The sequence below is a fragment of the Novosphingobium sp. GW821-FHT09E05 genome, from assembly GCF_059416165.1.
The window spans coordinates 2,148,368-2,169,999 of record NZ_JBWKOQ010000001.1; the positions used below are offsets into that span (position 1 = coordinate 2,148,368).

The following is a 21,632-nucleotide window of genomic DNA, read 5'->3' on the forward strand; positions in this document are numbered from 1 at the left end:
CCATGATTGGATGCGCTGATAAAGACCTACAGCCAAACGATGGAAATACCCGACGATCAGGAATGCCTTCGAATCGCCTTCGAGTTGATTGAGGAGCACGGCGAAGTGGTCGGCTCAGTCGTCCAGGCGCGGATCGATGCGCTGAAAAAAACGGATCGCGTCGAGGAGCTCGCGAAGTGGTTGCTCATCCGCAACGCGGTAGGCTTCATTCTGACCAAGCCGTAAGGTGATTTGTCGCGCGCGGCAGGATGATTTACTGATCGCCCTGCTGCTAGTGGACAGGCGTCGGAAATACGAGGGACTATGTTCGCAAAGCTTTTCTGTGCGGCCGGTTGCTGGCTAGCCATGTCGACGACGGCCCTTGCTGCCGAACAAGGCGCCGCGCCAGTCCCCCCTTCCGTACTTGCCCTGAGCGGCTGCTGGGAAGGGCGTGGAGAGGTGATGAAGAAGCCAGTCGCCATCGCTCTCAACGCCTACCCGATCGTCCAGGATGCGATGTTGGCTCTCGAAGCCGTCAGCAGCGCAATATCCGACCCCGAAGATCAGTATGCGGCTCACTTGGTTTTCGGCGGGGCCGGCAAACATCTTGGCACTACGGCCGATCAGATTGTTGGCTACTGGGCAGATAGCTTTGGCGGCGCGTTCGCGGCGTCTGGCCAAGGTACGTCCGGTACAGACGGCTTTGATATCACCTACCGATATTCCCGCGACGCTTATGTGAACCGCTGGCGTTTGTCGGGCGATGACCTCACGTGGGAGATCACGGCACGGGACGAAAAAGACGTCGAAAAACCATTCGCGAGCTATGACCTTCGCAGAGTCGCGTGCCGATCTTGATCCTCCGATTCATGTCACGTTCCGCCTGAGCATCACAGGATGGGGCCTTCTGCTTAGCGCCCATCCAAGCCATTCAAGTGAGAAATTTGCGAGCCTGTCAGCGGACAGTCTGCTCATGACCGGGGTTGGGACTTTGCCGCTATGCCCGCTGGGGGCAATAAGCGACAGCTTCACCCGGAGCAGACGTTTGCGGCGACTGTCGTGCACGCCAAGAGGCGGGGTATAAGGTATATCTGCCCCGCAACTGGGGGTTAATCCGCATTATCTTGGCCCTTGCGAAGGTTAGTCTGGCGACCCTACGGAGGTTCCGATGTCCGACAACCACGTGCTTCAACCACTTAGTGCAACAACGTTCGAAAGCGTGGATTCGCGCATTGGCGCACTGCAATTCACGCATGATTTCGCCAACGGCTATCCCGCAGCGGAGACGCTAGAGAAACTGTTCGACGAGCGTGATTTCCAACGCGCCTGCCAAGCCTATATCTGGTCGCTGCCGATCGTTTCCTTCGCGGCGTGGCAACACGCGCAGACCGAGCAGCTCGGCGCCGCGAATGGTCAGATCGTCGCCTATCTCAGCTATACCGATAAGCGCGGTATTCTGACCGCCAATGCGACCACGCCATATTATCTCGCCTTTGTGGATCTGGCGGCGGCCGGGCCGTTCGTGCTCGAATTGCCCGAGCAGGGCGTGCGGGGCGGGCTGACTGATTTCTGGCAGCGCGCCCTGCCGGGCAGCACTGCGGGCGGCCGCTATCTGCTGCTGGGGCCAGGGCAGCAGCAACCCACGGACGCTGATGGCTATACGGTCCTCCGATCGCCCACGACCAACGCGCTGTTCGGGACGCGCATTACCGTCACCGATCCGGCGGAAGCGCAAAGGGTGCTGGAGAAGGTCCGCTTCTATCCTTATGGGCAACGCGCTAATCCGCCCGTGACCGACATCGACCATGCCGGCGATCGCGCGTGGAGTGGCATGCCGCCGCGCGGAATGGACTATTGGAAGCTGCTCGCCACGGTGATTAATCGCGAGCCGGCGGCCGAGCGCGACCATTTTTTCCTTGAGATGCTCAAGCCGCTTGGGATTGAGAAGGGCAAGAATTTTGTACCCGATGAACGGCAAACCAGGCTGCTCACCGAAGGCGTGCTGGTCGGCGAGGCCATGGCCAAGGCGAACACCGCCGATCGCCGCTTCTCCAGCCTCTATCGCCCGGACACCCACTGGGATCATGCGCTCAACCTCGATGCCGACGACCCAGACGAATATTGGGGCCGGCTCGATGAGCGCGCCTCTTGGTTCTACGAGGCAGTAACGGCGGCGGGGGACATGTCGCCCAAGCGGCCGGGAAAGGCTTCCTCGGCCTATCTCGGCGCCTATCGCGACAGCAAAGGCGCGTGGCTTGACGGTGGCAACACCTATCTTCTGCGCGTGCCGCCCGACGCGCCAGCTGATCTGTTCTGGTCGGTGACGGTGTACGATGTCGATACCCGCTGTCTGATCGACAATCCGCAGCAGATCGCCGACCGTTCGTCGCGGATGGACCTGCGCATGAATCGCGATGATTCAATCGACATTTTCTGCGGTCCTGTGCCTCCCGAGGGATTAGAACAGAATTGGATCCCGACCGTGCCCGGCAAGGCATGGTTCGCGTATTTCAGGCTCTACAATCCCACCCAGCGCTATTTTGACGCCTCGTGGCCGCTCCCCGATTTCGAGCGTGTCGACGGATAAGAGGACAAGTCGATGCCCGATCAGGACGAGCTAGAACGGCCGGCCGCGCCCACGGCATTCACCCCTGAAGAGCTCCACGAACGCGCTTTGTATCGCCGCGCCGTCGAGGCGGTGATCTGGGGCATGCCTGCGGTCAATTTCGATCGGATGCTACAGTCGTTTATCGCCGCTGGCGGCGGACCCAACCAAGTGCCTTATTGGTCGCGGCTGCTCGACAGCAGCAACCAGACGCTCACTCCCAATCCCGACACCATCTATTTTAACCCCTTCTTCGACACGAAGGAGGTCGGCCCAATGGTGCTCGAAATCCCGGCGGCAGAGGGCGGCTCGATCACCGGCAGCATAGACGATTGCTGGCAGAACGCGCTCGAGGATGTCGGTCCCGCCGGCCTAGACAAGGGCGCGGGTGGCAAATACCTGATCCTCCCGCCGGGCCACACCGACCCGATCCCAAAAGGCTATATTCCGGTTCCCTGCGATACGTACCAAGGGTTCGTCATCCTGCGCTCGAACGTTCAGAGCGGCAGCGACGCCGACGTCGCTACCGCAGTGGTTTATGGCAAGAAAATCGGCTTCTATCCGCTCTCGGAGGCCGGTCAGAATCCGCAGACCCGGCTGGTCGACATGACCGGCGTACGCTTCGACGGGACCATCCCTTATAACGCCCGCTTCTTCGCTTCACTGGCGCGCATGGTCGAGTACGAGCCTTGGCTCACCCGTGACAAGGCGATGATCGACCCACTGCGCTCAATCGGCATCCACAAGGGCAAGCCCTTCGAACCCGATGCGGCGACCAATGCGCAGTTCGACCGGGCGGCGGATGAGGCGCACGCCTTTCTCGACATCCGCTACAAGAGCGTCTTCGATCCGCCTTTCAGCGGGCATTGGGCGCTGCCCGCGGTGCTTGAAGTCGCTGAGGGCATGCCCAATTTCTTCGAGGCCCCCGACGCCTATCCGACCGATGGCCGGGCAGTCACCTATTCGATGGCTTATTTCAGCGCGAAGCATATCGGAGCCGGCCAATACTATCTGATGACGATCTGCGACGCTGTGGGCGACGCGCTCGATGGTAGCGCCTCTTATCGGCTGCGCGTACCGCCTGATGCTCCCTCAAAACTCTATTGGTCGTTCACTGCCTATGACCGCGAAACGCATGCGCTGATCCTCGGCGCTCCGCGCTCGAGCCGCGCGTCGAACAGCCCCGGGCTGACCGTCAACGAAGACGGTTCGACGGACATCTGGTTCGCGCCCACGCCGCCCGATGGCAAGGACGGCAATTGGGTGCCGACGGGACGAGCCTTCGAGGTGCTGTTCCGCATCTACGGCCCCGAAAAGCCGTTCTTCGACAAAAGCTGGGTGCTGCCCGACATTGAACGCGTCTAGGGCACACGGGGGCAACGCTTCCGAGCTTTGCTTTTTGGGTATCCGTTTCGACCAGGCGCATTGCAGTTTGACCGATCGCGGGGGTGAGGTCAGCTCGCGCGAGGAGCAGACATTCAGCCTCAATCGCCGAATGACGGGATTGTTGACAGCCGACCGTAGGCAAGAGTCAGCTATTCCCGCAACCGGGCTCCAAACCGGACGGTCGCCTACCGGGGGTGGAAGCGGACGCTTCCAGTGGGGCACATTAGCCCCGGTCGCTGTGGAAGTGCACAGCGACCGGGGCGACGGAATGTTATTCGCTTACTGGCTGGCGTTCGGGTTCGAGAGCTTCTCCATCGCGCTTTCGAGTGCCTTGTGCATGGACAGTGTATCCGCAGCCTGGCGCGGCGGGTAACGCTTGAGGCTGTCCAAGTGCGCCCCCACGAAGGGAGCGCCCGCATTGGGAGCCCAGAGCTTCGACGCGAAGAACTTGCGCCCGATGTAGCCCCACTCCTCGCTCTCCGGGTCCATCTTTTCCAAGGGGTCCATACGCAGGTTGAAGATGTAGGGAATACTCGGGTAGGATTTAGAGTTGAACCAGCTGTTGTCCTTCTTGATGCCGATGTGCATCTTCCAGTTATTCACCCGGATCGCCATCAAGTCCGTCTCGTCGTAGTAGTAATGCGCCTTGCGGGCGGACTTTTCGGATTTGCCAGTCCACATGTCGAGTTGGTTGAAGCCATCGAGATGGACCTTGTAGGTCACACCGTTCAACTCGTGGCCGTCCAGCAGCTTCTCCTTGACGTCGGTCGCGCCAGCGGCAGCGGCCAAGGTAACGTAGACGTCTTCATGGTTCTGCAGGCCATTGGATGCGGAGCCTGCCGGTATCTGTCCGGGCCACTTGATCAGGCAGGGCACCCGCACGCCGCCTTCCCACGTCGTGCCCTTCTCCCCCCGGAAAGGCGCGTAGCCGCCGTCCGGCCAGAGCATGAGTTCGTTGCCGTTGTCGGTCGAGTACATCACGATCGTATCGTCCTCGATGCCCAGTTCCTTCAGCTTGGCGAGCAACTGGCCGACATGTTCGTCATGCTCCAGCATCTTGGCCCGGACGACGTCCTCCTCCGCGCGGCCTTCATCGACAGCCTTCTGTAGGTACGCCTTCTGCGGGTGCGAGAAGATGTGGATGGCGGTGGTGTTGAACCAGCAGAAGAAGGGCTTGTCTCCCTTCCCGACGCGATCGAGCCAGTCCAGCGTATGGTCGAGTACCTCGCTGTCGAAGGTGACCATGCGCTCGCGCGTCAGCATTCCGGTGTTCTCGATCTTCTGCTTCCCGCGCACGCCGAAGATGCCGTCGTCGGTCGGATCGTCCACGTCCGTCGCCCAGGCATGGAGGACGCCGCGCGGGCCGAACTTCTTGGTATATTCAGGGTCCTTCTGACCCGGATAGTCCAGTTCCTCGGGCTCTTCCTCGGCATTGAGATGATAGAGGTTGCCGAACCACTCGTCGAAGCCGTGCGCCGTGGGCAGGAACTCGTTGCGGTCGCCCAGATGATTCTTGCCGAACTGCGCAGTGGCGTAGCCTTGGTGCTTCAGGACCTCGGCCAGCGTGGGGTCTTCCTTCTGGATTCCACGCGTCGAGCCGGGGATGCCGATTGTCGTCATCCCGGTCCTTACTGGCATCTGCCCGGTGATGAATGCGGCGCGGCCCGCCGTGCAGCTGGGTTGCCCGTAATGGTCCGTAAAGATGCAGCCGTCCTTGGCGATGCTGTCGATGTTGGGCGTTCGCCCCATCATGCCATGGGTGTAGGCGCCCACGTTCCACATCCCGATGTCGTCTCCCCAAATCACGAGGATGTTCGGTTTTCCGTCAGGCATTGAATCTCTCCTGGTATCAATCAGGGCTTCATTACGCCCCCGGTCGATCCGCGAGGTATCGGGACAATCCCTAGGGCGAGTGGAGGGTTTTCCTACGCTGGAGGCGCTCCCATCCTGCGGCGCGAGGATCATAGTCACGCGGAAACACAGGATAAGACACGGCGCCAAAGCGCATATTCTTGGCTCGCTCGGGGTTATCCCCGATGGTTCGGGGAAGGAATGGAGGATCAAAGTCCAGTGCCCGATCGAGTCCGCGAGGGGCGTACGGGGACGACGTGTGGGCCGGACTCAGAGTGCAAGCTCGAAAGGATGGACGATGACTACAGGTATTCGACACCTCACCCGCCGGTCGGCGGTATGCGCCATCGGGATAGCGGTGCTTGCGACCGGGCTGCCGACTGCGGCCTTCGCGGGTTCGTCAGCAGCCGAACTGGAATCGAAATCACGCGCGGCCCTGACCGAACTCTACGCCGCCAATCCGAAAGCCAAGATCATCGGCCAGCGGGCGAAGGGCATCATGGTGTTCCCCAAGATCATCAAGGGCGGCCTGGTAATCGCCGGGGCGTCCGGCGACGGCGTTCTGCTGGTGAACGACAAGGCGCAGAAGTATTTCAACATTTCGAGCGCGTCGGTGGGGCTGCAGGCGGGCGGCCAATCGCTCGGCTATGCGCTGTTCTTCATGACGGATGCAAAGGTGGCGGAAGCGACCGCCAGCAAGAGCTGGGATGTCGGATCGGATTCGGGCGTGGTGATGGTCGACAAAGGCGCCGCCGCAACGCTCGACATGTCGAGCCTCGACAAGGCGGTCTACGCGTTCGCATTCGGCCAGAAGGGCCTGATGGGCGGCGTTAGTCTCAAGGGCAGCAGGACCAAGGAAATTCACCCGGACCCGTGATCCGTCCCAGTCAGAATACTTGACCGCTTTTGGGCGTCTGCCGACCGGCTAGAAATCTCCTTTGGCGGCGATGCGCCACGCCGGAGGCGACGGGCGGCTATTTGCCGATCTGAGCCGGTGAGCCGCCGTTCCGCTACCGGCCAATTTCCGCCAAGCCAATCCGGGCGCTACCTCGCGATCGGGAACGCCCCCATCCTCAAGCGGCAAGCGCATAGACACGGCAATGTTCCAGATAGCCGCTTTCATGGCGGCCGGCCAACGACACCACGCTTTCCCATAGCCACGATGGCGCATCGATCGCGGACCGACGATCTGCGTCCAGATGCCGCCCCCATTCCTGGCGGGTCGCCTGATCCATCTGCCGCGCATGTGCTTTCCCCACGACGAACGCGAGATATCGAGCAGCCTTTGCGGCCTGCTTTTCGCTGAACTGATCAATTTCCAGCTTGAGGTCCTGAGGCGCGAGTTCGCGGATGAAAAGCGATTTGCCCATCATCTCCACCGGGATCATCCGTTCACCCAGATGCGGGGATAAGGCGCGGGCCGCCTGGAGCACCCGGTGTGCGTTATCCGTCGGCATGGTCGCTTTGGGATAGGCCGGCGCAATCGGATCGACCGCCTCCTTGATATCGACCAGCGCGTAGGCCGGACGCCCTTTGTCGTTCCTGATTTCTATCAACACGGCATATCGCAGCAGCCCGAGCGAACTACAGCCCTTCAGCCAATAGGCGCCGTCGACCATCCGCACAGAGCGGTCTTCGTCGTGCTTCTCGAAAGCAAGGATGCGCTCGGTCACTTCCGGCCGCTCGAACAGGCGGCGCAAAGCTTTGCTCTCGTCCTTTGCCAGCGGCCAGAATTTACGTCCCAGCGGAATCTTGGGGCTGTCGTCATCAAGCCGTTCGCGGGCAAGATGGCGCCACTGGCGCGCCCATGCCTTACGGCGGACACTGCGAACGGCATCCGGCTCGTCGCCTGGATCACCATCCCTTGGGTCGCTCATGGCAGCGGCGTAGCCCTCGACCATTTCCTCCATCATCCGCGCAGTGGTGACGCCGGGAAGATCGGAGCCGCGCGCCGCCGTCGCGAGCGAGAGGCCCAAGCGGATCAGATCATGAGCGGGGTTGCCGATGACCGCCTGATCAAGATCGCGTATTTGCACGGCGATACGCCCGTCACCGCTCGCGATCGGCCCAAGGTTGCCAAGATGGCAATCTCCGCAGATCCACACCGCCGGCCCCTCCGGCACGCGGTGCGCCGCTGGTGATGCGGCCAGCCACTCGTAAAACTTTGCCGTATTTCCGCGAACATATGCGTGCGCCGATCTCGCCATCTTCAGCGTGCGGGTGGCATCCAGTGTCTGAGCGCGATCGGCGGGAATGGGTATCGGCATAAGGCAGCGGGTGTCCTCGGAGGGCAATCACCGGGGTAACGCTCGCCATCGAGTTTTGTGACGAAGCGTTGCCCAAAACTCCGTTCAGAATGTTCGAACGGGCCAGTTCAGCGAAAATCCGGCTGTCCATCGCAAAATGCGTGTGCCGTAGGAAATTTCCTATTTCCTACAGGAACAAACATCGCCAGAACGAGAACGAATCAAGAACAGGAAAGGCCGGCAGAAGTGGGTGGGGACGTGATGCGATTGACGCCAGGGTGCGATTTTGCGTGCCCGGACTGCAGCGTGGGATGCGCTACGGTCGTGGCGATTCGTGATCGTCTATGGCGCCAGATCGAAGAGGAACGGCGGCTGATGGCAACGCGGCCGCACCCGGATCGGGCAGGTAGGGTCCGATCCCTGCAAAGCCAGATGGCAACCATCGAGCAAGAATTTCTGCGGTCTCGTCCCTGGACGCTTCCTCCGGGACAAGGACCAGCAGTTTCGCGAACATCTCCCGCAGCGCGGCTTCACTAGGAAGCGCGACTTGGAGTGCCACAAACTGCACTGCCGGCCGGGCAGCTTCTACCGCTCGCGCTTCGGGCTCCGCCTCTTCATCGGTGAGGCCAGCTAGTACCATTACATCGGCAGGGTCGATGCCATGGTCCGCAAACACTGCCGCGATCCGACGGGCCAATTCCAGCGGAAGATGCCGCTTTTTGTACAGGTTGGGATTTTCATACAGTCCGTACGAAGTATGACCCATGCCTAACCGCTCAGCGGTTTTCCGCATGGAGATCGACGGTACGGCGCTGAGGCGAAGCTGTTTGAGACGAGACGCTGCGGAAGTCATACGGTAAGTGTACAGAAATTCTGCACACTTAATGGACATTTTAGGTGTTGACCGATGTTCATAAATAGTGAACATGCATGGTCATGAACCAGCCCTTCTCCATCTTCGATCTGTTCGGTGGGATCCGCCCTCTCGCCCGCGCAATCGGTGAGAACCCGAGCACAGTCATGCGATGGAAACAGGTCGGACGAATCCCGGCTGAAAAGCAGCCTTTTGTGCTCGCTACCGGTCAATCTCTCGGCTTGCCGATCACCGCTGAAAATGTCGTTTTCCCCCTTGGTAGCCCTTCCGATGTCGCAACCACCATAACGGCCAAGCCCACCTCCGTCGTTTGCGATCGTGCGGCAAAAGCGCAACGGAAGGACGCGGCATGACAAAGCCACGCGACCCCGTCTCTTTCTCCATGGCGATCACAACGGTGGGTGACCTGATCGGTTGGAAAGCAGCCGCGCGGATTACCGGCCGCGCGGAGCGCACCGTGCAACATTGGAGCGAGAGCGAAAATCGCGGAACGCCGACGCTCGAACAGGCCCTTGCCCTTGACCGCGCATACTTCGCCGCCGGTGGTGGCTACGCGCCGATTTCGGACAGCTTCGCCCGGCAGATGGAAGTCGCCATGGCGGATGCAAATGCCTGCCGCGTCGCCCTTGCTGAAGACATCGCTCTGTTTTCCCGTGAAGCAGGCGATGCTGTCTGCCGCTGCATTCAGGCCCTCGCGCCGGGCGCCTCGCCCGCGATGATCCTGGCCGCCATCCTTGAGACCGAAGAGGCAGACGCGATAGTCGCGCGCCTCATCGGTCGTCTGAAAGCACTTGCGCCCGGCAATGGGGTCGGTCGCGGAGATATCGGGGTGATGAAGTAATGTCCGGTCCACGGGTGCAGCTCCCGCACGTCAACTGCCCGGCCTGCGGGGGCCGCGCATTTGCCCAGACGGTTGGGAAGAAAAGTCTGCTGTTTCGCGAACTCTACTACGCATGCCGCAACCCGGATGCGTGCGGCCATGTCTTTGTGGTGGAAATGACGGCGATACGAACCACCAAGCAAAGCCGGTTCCCGGCTCCCCTCCACAAGCTGCCGATGACGACGTGGCGCGAAGCCGCGAACGATCGCGCAGCCAATGATGATGGTCCTCCCAGCGAACCTGAATCAAGCGCGACCGTCACCTGAACTGACCGCCGCGCCGAACTGACTTTCTGATCCTGATGCCTTCGAACCCGGCTCGCTTCCGGGAACGCCCTCCCCTTGCCTTTCACCGGAGCACCGACATGCGCCCATCCAGCCAGACCAAGCGCCGCACACCGCCGCCGGCGCGCGCCTTGCAGCCGGCAATCACTTTCATCTGCACGGCCTGCGAAACGCCCCACCACAGCCGCACTCCCGCGCTGCCGAAGAACTGGGCGGCCGAAATCGTGGGCGGTGATGTCTTCGTCTACTGCCCCGATTGCGCGATCGATCTTCCCAAGGCCGCCATCCAGTGAGCGCCCCGTTCGATCTTGGCGCGATGTATGCGCAGTTCGAAGCGGCCGAGGCGCTCGAACTGGATGCGATGCAGCGCCGCCTGTCACGCCTTGCCTCCGCGGCCCAGCGTATCGCCCTGCCCGTACTGCTCGGCACGGCCGCTGCGCTTGGCGCCGTGTGCCTGACCGCGCAGGTCGCGATCCGCCTGCACCAGGGCGGCTGACGCCATGACGGATTTTCGTTTTGCCAACCTCTTCGCCGGCCCGCCCGACCTCCGCAAGATCGAGGAACTGGTGCGATGCTGCGAACGGCGCAAGGCGCGCGCCGCTGAAAAACTGACCGGCGCACAGGCCGAAAACGCCGCCGCCGATGCCGCGTATGAACGCGCCGTCGCCGCCCGCACCGATTGGATCGCGAACAACCCCGATCCTCAACTGCTGATGCTCTGAAGGAACTGGAAATGGCCGAAACCACTGACGACCGCCTGCGCCTCCTCATCGAGCGCATTGAGCGCATGGAAGAGGAAAAGAAGGGCGTCAGCGACGATATCCGCGACGTCTACAACGAGGGCAAGGCGGTCGGTTACGACGTCAAGATCATGCGCCAGATCGTCCGCATCCGTAAGATGAAGCCCGACGATCGCCGCGAAATGGACCTGCTGCTGGACACCTACAAGTCCGCGCTGGGGATCGACTGACCATGCGCCGCCGATCCGCCCACGCCGTCCACCCGATCGGATGCAATTGCCGGCGATGCTCGCCCCGCACCTGCCACGATCGCCGGTTTGCCTTCGCGGTCCGCGCCGCCACGCGCGCACTGTTTTTGGTCGCCGCTTTGATCGCGATCCCCTTCATCGTCGCCCACGCCCTGGCCAGTGTCAAAGGAGACAGCCGATGAGGTTCCTCTACCTCGAGCCCGCCAACGACTGGACCGGGCAGACAGTGGAAGAGCGCCTGCGCCTGTGCGCCGAAACGCTCTACGCCCATCAACTCATCAACGCCCGCCGCTTTAACCAGATCACGTCCGGCGTCAGCCTGCGGGCAGACCGCCAGCGCGAACTTCGTACCCGCAACCGCATCAATTGCGCTGCGGGTCGGCCTGCGACTTGAAGGAAGTCCTGTGCCCAGAACACCCGCAGCCTTCCGCCAAGCCGATGTGGTTCGCGCTCTCAAGGCGTTCCGCGCCGCGCAGCAACCCGTTGCCGGGGTCGAGATCGCACCGGACGGCACCATCCGCGTCCTGACTTCGGCAGCGCCCTTAGCGCCTGCCTCCCCATTCGATAATTGGAAACAGAAGCGTCATGCGAGTGCGCCTTAAGGGCATCAACCGGATCACGAAGAAACTCGCGTCCGGCAAGTCCGTTACATACTACTACGCCTGGAAGGGCGGCCCCCGCCTCGACGGCACGCCCGGCTCGCCGGAATTCGTAGCAAGCTACAACCGTGCCGTGACCGCAAAGCGCGAACCGCGCACGGACTTGCTGATCTCGCTACTCGACAGGTTCGAGGAATCGACCGAGTTCGCCGACCTCGCAGAGCGCACCCGCAAGGACTACCGCCGGCTCCTGAAGCTGATCGAAGCCGAATTCGGCGATTTCCCGATCGAGGCCTTCGAAGATCGCCGCACCCGGGGCGAGTTTCTCGCATGGCGTGAACGCTTGGCGATAAAGTCGCGCCGGCAGGCCGACTATGCCTTCGCCGTGCTCGCCCGCACTCTGTCGTGGGCGCTGAACCGTGGTCTGATCACCGTTAACCCCTGCGAACGCCCCGGCCGCCTCTACCGCGCGGCGCGGACGGAAAATGTGTGGACCGACGCGGACGAGGCAGCATTCCATGCGAAGGCGCCCGCCCATCTTCGTCTGGCGCTCACGCTCGCTCTCTGGACCGGCCAGCGGCAAGGTGACCTGCTGCGGCTGACTTGGGCCGCGTTCGACGGCACGACGATCAGGTTGCGCCAGCGCAAAACGGGCGTCGCGGTAGCGATCCCGGTCGGCGCGCCCCTCCGCACCGCCTTGGAAGCCCTGAAGAAGAACCTGGCGGCCGAAGGCAAGCCCTTGCCCGCGACCATCCTTGCGACCGAACGCGGCACAGCCTGGACCGAATCGGGCTTCCGCGCCTCGTGGCGCAAAGCCTGCATCAAATCGGGTGTGACGGGCCTGACCTTCCACGACCTGCGCGGCACCGCCGTCACGCGCCTGGCCGTCGCCGGCGCCACGGTTCCGGAGATCGCCGCGATCACCGGCCACAGCCTCAAGGAAGTCGGGAGCATCCTCGACACCCACTACATGCACCGCGACCCGGCACTGGGTCAGGCGGCCATCCGCAAGCTCGAAGAAAGAGCAATTCCGCCCAACTAATCGCCCAACCGCCCCGATGGCGTCCGCCAACGAGCGATACATTTTCTACAGAAAATCATTGAAAATCAATATCTTGGGAATTGGTAGCGGAGGAGGGACTCGAACCCCCGACACGCGGATTATGATTCCGCTGCTCTAACCAGCTGAGCTACTCCGCCATACCAAGGCCGCCGGGTGGGGCGGCTCGATCTGGTGCACCGATGCTGCGGTGCAGGCCGCGTCCTTTAGGCACGAGGTGGCCATCGGTCAACACCCAAAAGCATGGCTCAACCGCGAAAAGAAACCACCCGGAGCGGGCGCCACAGGCCCTCCTCCCAGCCGTAGAGACCGAACCCCCGAAAGCGGAACGATGTGGGCTGCAACTGCGGGCCCAGTTCCACCTGGAGCGACCGCGCGGCCTGGCTTGTCACCTTGTTCTGGATGGTGACGTGAAGACGCAGCGGCTGCGCATCCTGCTGCGTCAGCAGGCCGTGCATGCGCTCGGCGATGGCGCCATGGAGATCGACCATCCGCGGGCTTTCTATGGCGATCGCGGTGCCGTTGCCCAGCTTCATCAGCCCGCAGATGCGGGCAGGGGGCGGCGGCGCCCTGGCCAGGTCTGCGAGCACGCCCAGAAGTTCCGCCTCCACCGACGGCGGCAGCGCATGGAAGAGTGTGACGTGCGCACGCAGGCGGTTGCGCTCAGGCGGGTAATGCGCCCGGCGCAACCCGTCTACCCAGGCGAGCACGTCCTCGGGAAGTTCCGCGGTGACGAGCAATGGCGCGCGCGGATTGCGGGGCCCGGTCGCAATCCGGTCGGAAGCAGGCGAACTCACGCCACGCGCAGGGCTTCCAGCACGCGCTCGGGAGCCGATTCGCCGTAAGGATCCTCGTCCGATCCCACGTCGTTGATGCCCGGCTCCTCGAACCAGCCCGAGATGGTGTTGTCATCGACGATCATAGCATAGCGCCAGGATCGCAGGCCGAAGCCAAGATGGTCCTTGTCGATCAGCATGCCCATACGGCGCGTGAAGTTGCCTGATCCGTCCGGCAGCAGCCGAACCTTCGACAGCCCGAGATGCCTGCCCCACTGATACATGACGAAGGCATCGTTGACCGAGAGGCAGTAGATCTCGTCCGCACCGGCAGCGCGGAAATCATCATAGAGGCGCTCGAAGGCCGGGCACTGCTCGTTGCTGCAGGTCGGCGTGAAGGCGCCGGGAAGCGAAAAGATGACGACCTTCTTGCCGGCAAACTCTTCGCGCACGCTGAAGTCCCGCCACTTGAACGGATTATCGCCGCCCAGTGCGTCATCGCGAACACGGGTCTTCAGGGTGACGTCGGGTATCTGGCGGTCGATCATGAGGCCTCCGGTCGGCGTGGAATGGGTCCTGATTGCCAGAATGCCCGAGGCACGGCAAAGTTCAACGCTGTGGGACGAACGGGGCGAGGGATGCCATCATGCGCAAGTTCTGGATCATCGCTGTCGCGATCCTGTTATGGAACCTGCTGGGCGACGCGGCCTATGTCATGCAGGCGACGGCCGATCTGGATGCCCTCGCCAAGACCGACCCGGTCACCGCCGATGCCTTCCGCGCGATGCCGCCATGGGCCTGGGCCGGCTATGCGGTGGCCGTATGGGTCGGCACGGCGGGTGCTGTGCTGCTGTTGACACGGCGCAGGATAGCCTGGGTGTTCTTCGCACTCTCGCTTGCAGGAGTGATGGTGCAGTTCGCCTGGACGTTCCTGAGCTACGGACTGATCGCCGCGAAGGGCTCGTCGACCGTGATCTTCCCGGCCGTGATCTTCGCGATCACCCTCGTCTCGCTGCTCTACGCCCGTACGAAGGCCGCGGACGGGACGCTACGCTGAACGCTCAGAGTTCTCCGCGCTGGCGGCGGATGGCGAACCACTTGGCGACGTTGCGGTTGTGCTCGGCCAGGGTGCCCGCGAAGGCGTGGCCCCCGGTGCCGTCCGCGACCATGTAGAGCGCGTCGGTCTTCGCCGGGTTCAGCACCGCCGCGATCGATTCGCGGCCCGGGTTGGTGATCGGATGCTTTGGCAGGCCGACCATCGTGTAGGTATTGTAGTCGTTGACCGCCTGGATCTCGGACTGGAGGATGCGGCGGCCCAGCCGCTTGCCCTTCGTGATCGGGTAGATGATCGTCGGGTCAGCCTGAAGCAGCATCCCTGTCCGCAGGCGGTTCGAATAGAGCCCGGCGACCATGCGGCGTTCGGAAGGCTTGCCCGTTTCCTTCTCGACGATGGAAGCGAGGATCACCGCCTGCTCAGGCGTCTTCACCACGAGGTTCGGGGCGCGCCCCGCCCACAGTTCCTTCAGCGTGCGGCTCATCGCCGCCTGCATCCGGCGCAGCACCGCCTCGCGCGATTCGCCGCTTTCGATGGGGTAGCTGTCGGGCAGCACCGAGCCCTCGGCCGGTGAGGTCACGTCGCCGGTGAGCGCTGTCTGCGCCCTGAGACGTTCGTACACCATGATCGAGGGCATCCCCTCGGGAACGGTGACGAGCCGGCGCACGAAGTCGTCGCTGGAAATGATCGCCATGACGCGAGAGGCGCTGGCGTGGGCGGGGATCGCGAACTCGCCCGCCTTGATGCCGCTACCGCCGCCGAACACGCGGGCCCGAAGAGTGAACCCGGAGGCAGAGCGGATCACGCCCTTGTTCTCCAGTCGCTCGGCCACGGCGGCCAGGCTTGCGCCGTTGGGCACGAGGAAGTGGGCATCCTTCTCGAGCGGACCGGAACCGTACCAGCCGCCGAGGAAGGCCCACAGGCCGCCGATGATGGCCACGGCAAGGACCGCTACCAGAACGCATCCACGCCGCGACATCATCGGATTTTGCCTCAATCGACCTTGCGCAGCACCAGGCTGGCGTTGGTCCCGCCGAAGCCGAAGCTGTTGTTGAGCACGGCGCGCACTTCACGCTTCTTGGCGACGTGCGGCACGAGGTCGACGCCCACGCAACTGTCGCTCGGGTTGTCGAGGTTGAGCGTCGGGGGGACGATCTGGTCGCGCAGGGCGAGGATGCAGAAAATCGCCTCCACCGCGCCGGCGCCGCCGAGCAGGTGGCCGATCGCCGACTTGGTCGAGCTCATCGAGACGCCGTCGATGGCATCGCCGAACAGGCGGCGCACCGCGCCCAGTTCCAGTTCGTCGCCCAGCGGGGTCGAGGTGCCGTGGGCGTTGATGTAGTCGATGTCCTTGGGCTCGAGGCCGGCCTTGCGCAGCGCCATCGCCATCGACCGGAACGCGCCCGAACCTTCCGGATGCGGCGCGGTGACGTGGTAGGCGTCGCCTGAGAGACCGTAGCCGATGACTTCGGCGTAGATCTTCGCGCCGCGCGCCTTGGCGTGCTCGTATTCCTCGAGCACGACGACGCCCGCGCCCTCACCCATCAGGAAGCCGTCGCGGTCCCTGTCGTAGGGGCGGCTGGCCTTCTCGGGCTGGTCGTTGAAGTTGGTCGAAAGCGCACGGGCCTGCGCGAAGCCGGCGATACCGATCGGGCAGATGGTGCTTTCCGAACCGCCGGCCAGCATGATGTCGGCGTCGCCGTCCTTGATCATGCGTGCAGCGTCGCCGATCGAGTGCGCGCCGGTCGAGCACGCGGTGACGACCGCGTGGTTCGGACCCATGAGGCCGTACTTGATCGAGACCTGGCCCGAGATCAGGTTGATGAGGCGGCCATGGACGAAGTGGGGCGAGACGCGGCTCGGGCCCTTCTCGGCCAGCACCAGCGATTCGCTCTCGATACCCGGCAGGCCGCCGATGCCCGAACCGATCGAGCAACCCGCCATGTAGCGGGTTTCGACGTCCATGTCGGTAAGGCCCGCGTCCTCGATCGCCTGTCCGGCGGCATCAATGCCAAAGACGATAAACGGGTCGACCTGGCGCTGGACCTTATGGTCGACGCGCTTGTTGGCATCGAAGCCATATTCATGGTCGGCGGGCTTCACCTCGGCGGCGATGCGGCACTTTTGGTCCGAGGCATCGAACTTCGTGATCGGCCCGGCGCCGGACTTGCCGGCTAGGATGTTGGCCCAGGTGGTCTCCACGTCGCCGCCCAGGGGGGTGACGAGGCCAAGACCGGTTACGACAACACGACGCATTATGTTCTCCGAAAATCCTTCGGCCCAAAAGGCAACAGGCCCGCCCCCTTAGAGGTCGAGCCTGTCGATTTCAATCCGGTGTTGCATCCCGGCCCCACCCCTCACGAGCGGGGACTCGGGCTGCAAGGCCGCAATCAGCCCTTGTTCTCTTCGATGTACTTGATGGCATCGGAGACGGTGCTGATCTTCTCGGCTGCGTCGTCGGGGATTTCGACGCCGAATTCTTCCTCGAAGGCCATGACCAGCTCGACGATGTCGAGCGAGTCAGCGCCCAGATCGTCGATGAAGCTGGCGTCTTCGGTAACCTTCTCGGCTTCCACGCCCAGGTGCTCGACGACGATCTTCTTAACCCGATCGGCGGTATCGCTCATGTGTAAAGACCCCTTCAAAAATCGGAGGATTGATATCTCGTCAGCCGCCCTAATGAACGGGCGGCGCGCTGGCAAGGGGCTTGGGTCACAGTCCGAAGGTCACATGACCCTCGTTATCCACGGTCCAGGCGGGATTCCATGCGATTTCCCAAGCATTGCCATCGGGATCGGCGATGTAGCCGCGATATCCGCCATGCGGCGGTGCATCCGCGGCGCGCAGCAACCCAGCCCCTGCTGCGACGAGTTGTGCGATTGCCGCGTCGACCGCGCCGGCGCTTTCGACGTTGGTCGCCAGCGCGAAGCTGCCGGGAGGGAGGCAGGGACGCTGCATGTCGCCTTCGAGCTGGGCCTTGTCCCACAGGCCGAGCATTAGCCCGTTCATCTGGAAGAACGCGACGTCGTCCTGCTCGAATACCGGCTCCCAGCCGAAGCCCTCGCGGTAGAAGGCCTTGGAGCGGGCGACATCGGCGACGCCGAGGGTGATGACGGAAATCTGCTGCTGCATGAACGCACTCCCACGATGGCCCGGCCGCGACATCGAGTTGGAAGGCCACCCGCGCCGGCGCAATGCGCGCCGCGACGAAGCGTTCGAATGCGACGACGCGCCAACAGCCCGTCGTCCCCGCAAAGGCGGGGACGACGGGGAGATTCGGTCCCCGGCCGAGCCAGGAACGACGTGCTTACTTATCCCGCGTCGGGCGCGACGATCTTGCCGGCAGCCGGAGCGCTCGGCTTCACCGGCTCGACGACGCGCATGTGCAGTTCGCGCAGCTGCTTGTGCTCGGCGGGCGACGGCGCGCCCATGAGCAGGTCCTCGGCGCGCTGGTTCATCGGGAACAGCGAGATTTCGCGCAGATTCTGCGCCCCGCAGAGCAGCATCACGATGCGGTCGACGCCGGCGGCCATGCCGCCGTGCGGCGGGGCGCCGTACTGGAAGGCGCGGTAGAGGCCGCCGAAGCGCTCCTCGACGTCCGCCTTGGTCAGGCCGGTCATCTCGAACGCCTTCACCATCAGTTCGGGGCTCTGGTTACGGATCGAGCCCGAGGCGATCTCGAAGCCGTTGCAGACGAGGTCGTACTGGAACGCCTTGATCGTCAGCGGGTCCCGGCCTTCGAGCGCTTCCATGCCGCCCTGCGGCATCGAGAACGGGTTGTGCGCGAAGTCGACCTTCTTGTTGTCCTCGTCCCACTCGTAGAACGGGAAGTCGACGATCCAGCACAGCTCGAAGCGGTCCTTGTCGATCAGGCCCAGCTGTTCGCCCACGCGGGTGCGGGCGAGACCGGCGAGCTTGGCCGCCTGCTCTTCCTTGCCGGCGGCGAAGAACACGCCGTCGTTGGAGCCGAGGCCCAGCGCCGCGATCAGCGCAGCGGTCTTTTCCTCGCCGTGGTTCTTGGCTATCGGGCCGCCGGGGGCGCCGTCCTTGATGTTGATGTAGCCGAGGCCGGAGAAGCCCTCGCCCCGCGCCCAGTTGTTCATCTCGTCGAAGAACTTGCGGCTGCCTGCGCCTGCGCCCGGAGCCGGGATCGCGCGGATCACGCCGCCGTTGCCAACGATGCCGGCGAAGATGCCGAAGCCCGATTCGACGAAGTGCTCGCTCACGTCTCTGATGATGAGCGGGTTGCGCAGGTCCGGCTTGTCCGAACCGTAGTCGAGCATCGACTGCGCGTGCGGGATGCGGCGGAACTGGCCCGAGGGCGTGACCGGCTTGCCGTCGGCGAAGTCGGCGAAGACGCTCTGCAGCACGGGCTCCATGGTCTCCCAGATTTCTTCCTGGGTGACGAAGCTCATCTCGAGGTCGAGCTGGTAGAATTCGCCCGGCAGGCGGTCGGCGCGCGGATCCTCGTCGCGGAAGCAGGGCGCGATCTGGAAGTAACGATCGAAGCCGGCGACCATCAGCAGCTGCTTGTACTGCTGCGGCGCCTGCGGCAGCGCATAGAACTTGCCGGGGTGGATGCGGCTCGGCACGAGGAAGTCGCGCGCGCCTTCGGGGCTGGAGGCGGTGAGGATCGGCGTTGAATATTCGGTGAAGCCGATGCCTTCCATCTTGCGGCGCATGTCCGAGATGATCTTCGTGCGCTTGACGATGTTGGCGTGCAGCGTCTCGCGGCGCAGGTCGAGGAAGCGGTACTTGAGGCGGATGTCCTCGGGGTACTCCTGCTCGCCGGCGACCGGCATCGGCAATTCCTCGGCCTTGGAGATGACGGTAGCGGCGCGGGCGTAGACCTCGATCTCGCCGGTGGCGAGGTTGGGGTTTGCGGTGCCGGCGGTGCGCGCCTTCACGTTGCCCTTGATGGTGATGACGCTTTCGAGGCGCAGCGAATCGAGCAGCGGGAACGCCTCGCTGTCGGTGTCGGCGACGATCTGCGTCAGGCCGTAGTGGTCCCGCAGATCGACGAAGAGGACGCCGCCATGGTCGCGCTTGCGATGGACCCAGCCCGAGAGACGGACGGTCTGGCCGACCTCTGCCGCTCCGAGAGCGCCGCAGGTGTGGGAGCGATAGGGATGGATCATGGCGGGTTCGTGCTCTTCAAATACGAAAATCGGATATCCGCGCCCCTAGTCGACCGACGGTGCGATTTCCAGACGTGGTTTGGTTTTCCTTGATCGGTTTCGGCCGCGCGGCCGCAGGACCACCACCCAACCCTTCGCGTCGGATGACACGATTTTAATCAAATCCTTCACATCTTGAACACTTTTTCGCCCACGGCACGCCTTGCGGTAACCCCGCATAAACCATTGCCGCCTATTCCGGTCCACAAGGGTCGACGCGCAAGACAAGCGAGAAAAAATGATGCTGGCACATGACGAGCTGGACGCAATTCTCGAGCCATCCACCTGCCATCGCGGCACCACCGACGCGCCCTTCGCGCAGTGGGCGGACGCGCCGATCGTGGCGCCGGCCGTACCTGAGGAAGAGTTCGGTGCCATGCTGGAACTGCGCCAGCTCGCCGATCCGGAAGGCGATCCGGGCGACGATGCCGAAGCCTGGCACCTTCCGCCACCGGGCATCCACACCACCGGCACCCAGCTGCGCCGCCGCCTCGTCACAAAGGAAAGCATCGCCGAGCTGGAGACGCACCGGAAGCCTTCCCTCGTCCAGCGGCTGCTACGAAGGACATAAACATACGACAAAAGGCTGACACGGGGCGTTGATCCCCCGGCATGTTAGGCGTAACGCCTCGCTTCAATGAAAATTCACCCGCTGATAACGAAAACCGAAGATCTCGCCGATTTGTGCGATCGCCTCTCGAAATCCGATTTCGTGAGTGTCGATACCGAGTTCATGCGCGAGAACACCTATTGGCCCGAGCTCTGCCTGGTGCAGATCGCCAATACGGAGGAAGCCGCCGCGGTCGATCCGCTGGCACCCGGCCTCGACCTCAAGCCCTTGTGGGACCTGCTGACCGACAACGAGGACGTCCTCAAGGTCTTCCACGCGGGCGGGCAGGACGTCGAGATCGTGTTCAACTTCACGGGCCGCACCCCGCACCCGATCTTCGACACCCAGATCGCGATGATGGCGATCAGCCAGTCCGAGCAGATCGGCTATTCCAACCTCGTCGAATCGTGGCAGGGCCTGACGATCGACAAGGGCGCCCGCTTCACCGACTGGTCGCGCCGCCCCCTGACCGACCGCCAGATCGAATACGCCATCGGCGACGTCACCCATCTTTCCAAGATCTTCCCCAAGATGCTCAAGCGCCTCATCAAGACCGGGCGCGGCGAGTGGTTGGACCAGGAGATGGAGAAGCTGGCCGACCCCGAGCACTACCGCAACGACCCGCAGCTGGCGTGGAAGCGGATCAAGGCTCCGGGACGCAACCCGCAGGTTCTCGGCCGCCTCAAGGCGATCTCCGAGTGGCGCGAGATGGAAGCGCAGGGCAAGAACATCCCGCGCGGCCGCATCGCCCGCGACGAGACGCTGGCCGACATCGCCAGCCACCCCCCCAAGACGCAGGGCGACCTCGCCAAGGTGCGCGGCCTCTCGCAAGGCTGGAAGGACAATGAAATCGGACGCCGCCTGATGGCTGTTCTGGAAAAGGCGGAAGCCTTGCCCGACGACGAACTGCCCCCTCGTGCCCCGCGCGGCGCCCCGCTTGGCAAGGAGGGCGCCCTCGTCGCCGACCTGCTCAAGTTGCTGCTCAAGATTCGCGCGCGTGAGATCGACGCGGCCTCGCGACTACTCGCCCGCAGCGAGGAACTGGAACTTCTGGCCGCCGGCGTGCGCAAGAACCTCAGCCTGCTGGAAGGCTGGCGCTACGAGGTCTTCGGCCGTGACGCGCTCGATCTCGTCGAAGGCAAGCTCGCCTTCGCGGTGGAGAACGGCAAGCTCAAGATGACGCATGTGGACGACGCCGCGAAAGCTGCTGCGTCTGCTGAGGCCGACGCAAAGGTGGAAGGCACCCAGGAAGACTGAAAGCGC

General features: G+C 63.3%; 27 protein-coding genes and 1 tRNA gene. 17 read left to right on the forward strand and 11 right to left on the reverse strand.

Translation table 11 applies throughout. From position 1 onward, the window contains the following. Nucleotides 1-6: 6 nt before the first annotated feature. From AC07M9_RS10095 to AC07M9_RS10110, 4 genes are all read left to right on the forward strand, one after another. Nucleotides 7-225 carry a hypothetical protein gene (locus AC07M9_RS10095; protein WP_494883451.1) on the forward strand — a complete coding sequence of 73 codons (219 nt, stop codon included), beginning with the start codon at nt 7-9 and terminating at the stop codon, nt 223-225. A gap of 216 nt (nt 226-441) precedes the next feature. Then, nucleotides 442-837, forward strand: coding sequence for a hypothetical protein (locus AC07M9_RS10100; protein WP_494883452.1), 396 nt, complete (start codon nt 442-444; stop codon nt 835-837). A gap of 310 nt (nt 838-1,147) precedes the next feature. Then, nucleotides 1,148-2,566 (forward strand): DUF1254 domain-containing protein, encoded by a 1,419-nt coding sequence (locus AC07M9_RS10105; RefSeq protein WP_494883453.1) that lies wholly within the window; start codon nt 1,148-1,150, stop codon nt 2,564-2,566. A gap of 12 nt (nt 2,567-2,578) precedes the next feature. After that, nucleotides 2,579-3,949: a DUF1254 domain-containing protein gene (locus AC07M9_RS10110; RefSeq protein WP_494883454.1), complete on the forward strand. Its 1,371-nt coding sequence runs from the start codon at nt 2,579-2,581 to the stop codon at nt 3,947-3,949. A gap of 300 nt (nt 3,950-4,249) precedes the next feature. On the opposite strand, the gene AC07M9_RS10115 is transcribed toward AC07M9_RS10110, so the two are convergent. After that, nucleotides 4,250-5,803, reverse strand: a complete 1,554-nt coding sequence (locus tag AC07M9_RS10115) for an arylsulfatase (RefSeq protein ID WP_494883455.1) — start codon at nt 5,801-5,803, stop codon at nt 4,250-4,252. A 316-nt stretch (nt 5,804-6,119) separates the two neighbouring features. Here AC07M9_RS10115 and AC07M9_RS10120 point away from each other — a divergent pair, with 316 nt between their 5' ends. Next, complete coding sequence (locus tag AC07M9_RS10120; protein ID WP_494883456.1) at nt 6,120-6,698, forward strand: lipid-binding SYLF domain-containing protein; 579 nt, start codon at nt 6,120-6,122, stop codon at nt 6,696-6,698. A 196-nt stretch (nt 6,699-6,894) separates the two neighbouring features. On the opposite strand, the gene AC07M9_RS10125 is transcribed toward AC07M9_RS10120, so the two are convergent. Together AC07M9_RS10125 and AC07M9_RS10130 are read right to left on the reverse strand one after the other, a co-directional pair. Continuing rightward, nucleotides 6,895-8,088: a DUF2252 family protein gene (locus tag AC07M9_RS10125; protein WP_494883457.1), complete on the reverse strand. Its 1,194-nt coding sequence runs from the start codon at nt 8,086-8,088 to the stop codon at nt 6,895-6,897. 295 nt (nt 8,089-8,383) lie between these two features. Then, nucleotides 8,384-8,995: an XRE family transcriptional regulator gene (locus tag AC07M9_RS10130; RefSeq protein ID WP_494883458.1), complete on the reverse strand. Its 612-nt coding sequence runs from the start codon at nt 8,993-8,995 to the stop codon at nt 8,384-8,386. Between the two features lie 8 nt (nt 8,996-9,003). Between AC07M9_RS10130 and AC07M9_RS10135 the strand changes: the two genes are divergently transcribed. The 9 genes from AC07M9_RS10135 to AC07M9_RS10175 all read left to right on the forward strand — a co-directional run bounded on the left by AC07M9_RS10135 (nt 9,004) and on the right by AC07M9_RS10175 (nt 12,734). Next, on the forward strand, nt 9,004-9,294 hold the full coding sequence (locus AC07M9_RS10135; protein WP_494883460.1) for a carph-isopro domain-containing protein: 291 nt from the start codon (nt 9,004-9,006) through the stop codon (nt 9,292-9,294). Then, nucleotides 9,291-9,782, forward strand: a complete 492-nt coding sequence (locus AC07M9_RS10140; RefSeq protein WP_494883462.1) for a hypothetical protein — start codon at nt 9,291-9,293, stop codon at nt 9,780-9,782. Before AC07M9_RS10135 ends, AC07M9_RS10140 begins: the two co-directional genes overlap by 4 nt. Further along, nucleotides 9,782-10,087: an ogr/Delta-like zinc finger family protein gene (locus tag AC07M9_RS10145; RefSeq protein ID WP_494883463.1), complete on the forward strand. Its 306-nt coding sequence runs from the start codon at nt 9,782-9,784 to the stop codon at nt 10,085-10,087. Before AC07M9_RS10140 ends, AC07M9_RS10145 begins: the two co-directional genes overlap by 1 nt. A gap of 98 nt (nt 10,088-10,185) precedes the next feature. After that, nucleotides 10,186-10,398, forward strand: a complete 213-nt coding sequence (locus AC07M9_RS10150) for a hypothetical protein (RefSeq protein ID WP_494883465.1) — start codon at nt 10,186-10,188, stop codon at nt 10,396-10,398. After that, entirely contained in the window at nt 10,395-10,601 is a 207-nt protein-coding gene (locus AC07M9_RS10155) for a hypothetical protein (protein WP_494883467.1), read from the forward strand. Before AC07M9_RS10150 ends, AC07M9_RS10155 begins: the two co-directional genes overlap by 4 nt. A 4-nt stretch (nt 10,602-10,605) precedes the next feature. Then, nucleotides 10,606-10,827 carry a hypothetical protein gene (locus AC07M9_RS10160; RefSeq protein ID WP_494883469.1) on the forward strand — a complete coding sequence of 74 codons (222 nt, stop codon included), beginning with the start codon at nt 10,606-10,608 and terminating at the stop codon, nt 10,825-10,827. Between the two features lie 11 nt (nt 10,828-10,838). Further along, nucleotides 10,839-11,075: a DUF2312 domain-containing protein gene (locus AC07M9_RS10165; RefSeq protein ID WP_494883470.1), complete on the forward strand. Its 237-nt coding sequence runs from the start codon at nt 10,839-10,841 to the stop codon at nt 11,073-11,075. A gap of 196 nt (nt 11,076-11,271) precedes the next feature. Next, nucleotides 11,272-11,487: a hypothetical protein gene (locus AC07M9_RS10170; RefSeq protein WP_494883471.1), complete on the forward strand. Its 216-nt coding sequence runs from the start codon at nt 11,272-11,274 to the stop codon at nt 11,485-11,487. Between the two features lie 338 nt (nt 11,488-11,825). Further along, complete coding sequence (locus AC07M9_RS10175; RefSeq protein WP_494883472.1) at nt 11,826-12,734, forward strand: tyrosine-type recombinase/integrase; 909 nt, start codon at nt 11,826-11,828, stop codon at nt 12,732-12,734. Nucleotides 12,735-12,815: 81 nt separating this feature from the next. Here the strand turns inward: AC07M9_RS10175 and AC07M9_RS10180 are convergent. The 3 genes from AC07M9_RS10180 to AC07M9_RS10190 form a co-directional block, all read right to left on the reverse strand. Beyond that, nucleotides 12,816-12,892 (reverse strand) — tRNA-Met (locus AC07M9_RS10180). Nucleotides 12,893-13,000: 108 nt separating this feature from the next. Further along, nucleotides 13,001-13,549 (reverse strand): 2'-5' RNA ligase family protein, encoded by a 549-nt coding sequence (locus tag AC07M9_RS10185; protein ID WP_494883473.1) that lies wholly within the window; start codon nt 13,547-13,549, stop codon nt 13,001-13,003. Then, complete coding sequence (locus AC07M9_RS10190) at nt 13,546-14,076, reverse strand: peroxiredoxin (RefSeq protein WP_494883475.1); 531 nt, start codon at nt 14,074-14,076, stop codon at nt 13,546-13,548. The genes AC07M9_RS10185 and AC07M9_RS10190 overlap by 4 nt, the downstream gene beginning before the upstream one ends. Nucleotides 14,077-14,174: 98 nt before the next feature. Here AC07M9_RS10190 and AC07M9_RS10195 point away from each other — a divergent pair, with 98 nt between their 5' ends. Then, nucleotides 14,175-14,585, forward strand: a complete 411-nt coding sequence (locus AC07M9_RS10195; protein WP_494883476.1) for a sugar transporter — start codon at nt 14,175-14,177, stop codon at nt 14,583-14,585. Nucleotides 14,586-14,589: 4 nt separating this feature from the next. On the opposite strand, the gene mltG is transcribed toward AC07M9_RS10195, so the two are convergent. From mltG to aspS, 5 genes are all read right to left on the reverse strand, one after another. Next, entirely contained in the window at nt 14,590-15,564 is a 975-nt protein-coding gene (mltG, locus tag AC07M9_RS10200; RefSeq protein ID WP_494883478.1) for an endolytic transglycosylase MltG, read from the reverse strand. An 11-nt stretch (nt 15,565-15,575) separates the two neighbouring features. Further along, complete coding sequence (gene fabF, locus AC07M9_RS10205) at nt 15,576-16,838, reverse strand: beta-ketoacyl-ACP synthase II (RefSeq protein WP_494883480.1); 1,263 nt, start codon at nt 16,836-16,838, stop codon at nt 15,576-15,578. Nucleotides 16,839-16,972: 134 nt separating this feature from the next. Then, entirely contained in the window at nt 16,973-17,209 is a 237-nt protein-coding gene (locus tag AC07M9_RS10210; protein WP_007679564.1) for an acyl carrier protein, read from the reverse strand. Between the two features lie 85 nt (nt 17,210-17,294). Next, complete coding sequence (locus tag AC07M9_RS10215) at nt 17,295-17,714, reverse strand: VOC family protein (protein ID WP_494883482.1); 420 nt, start codon at nt 17,712-17,714, stop codon at nt 17,295-17,297. 179 nt (nt 17,715-17,893) lie between these two features. Further along, on the reverse strand, nt 17,894-19,717 hold the full coding sequence (aspS, locus tag AC07M9_RS10220; protein WP_494883916.1) for an aspartate--tRNA ligase: 1,824 nt from the start codon (nt 19,715-19,717) through the stop codon (nt 17,894-17,896). Between the two features lie 280 nt (nt 19,718-19,997). Between aspS and AC07M9_RS10225 the strand changes: the two genes are divergently transcribed. Both AC07M9_RS10225 and rnd read left to right on the forward strand, forming a co-directional pair. Then, nucleotides 19,998-20,330, forward strand: coding sequence for a hypothetical protein (locus tag AC07M9_RS10225; protein ID WP_494883484.1), 333 nt, complete (start codon nt 19,998-20,000; stop codon nt 20,328-20,330). A 66-nt stretch (nt 20,331-20,396) separates the two neighbouring features. Beyond that, complete coding sequence (gene rnd, locus AC07M9_RS10230; RefSeq protein ID WP_494883486.1) at nt 20,397-21,626, forward strand: ribonuclease D; 1,230 nt, start codon at nt 20,397-20,399, stop codon at nt 21,624-21,626. The last annotated feature ends 6 nt before the right edge of the window (nt 21,627-21,632 follow it).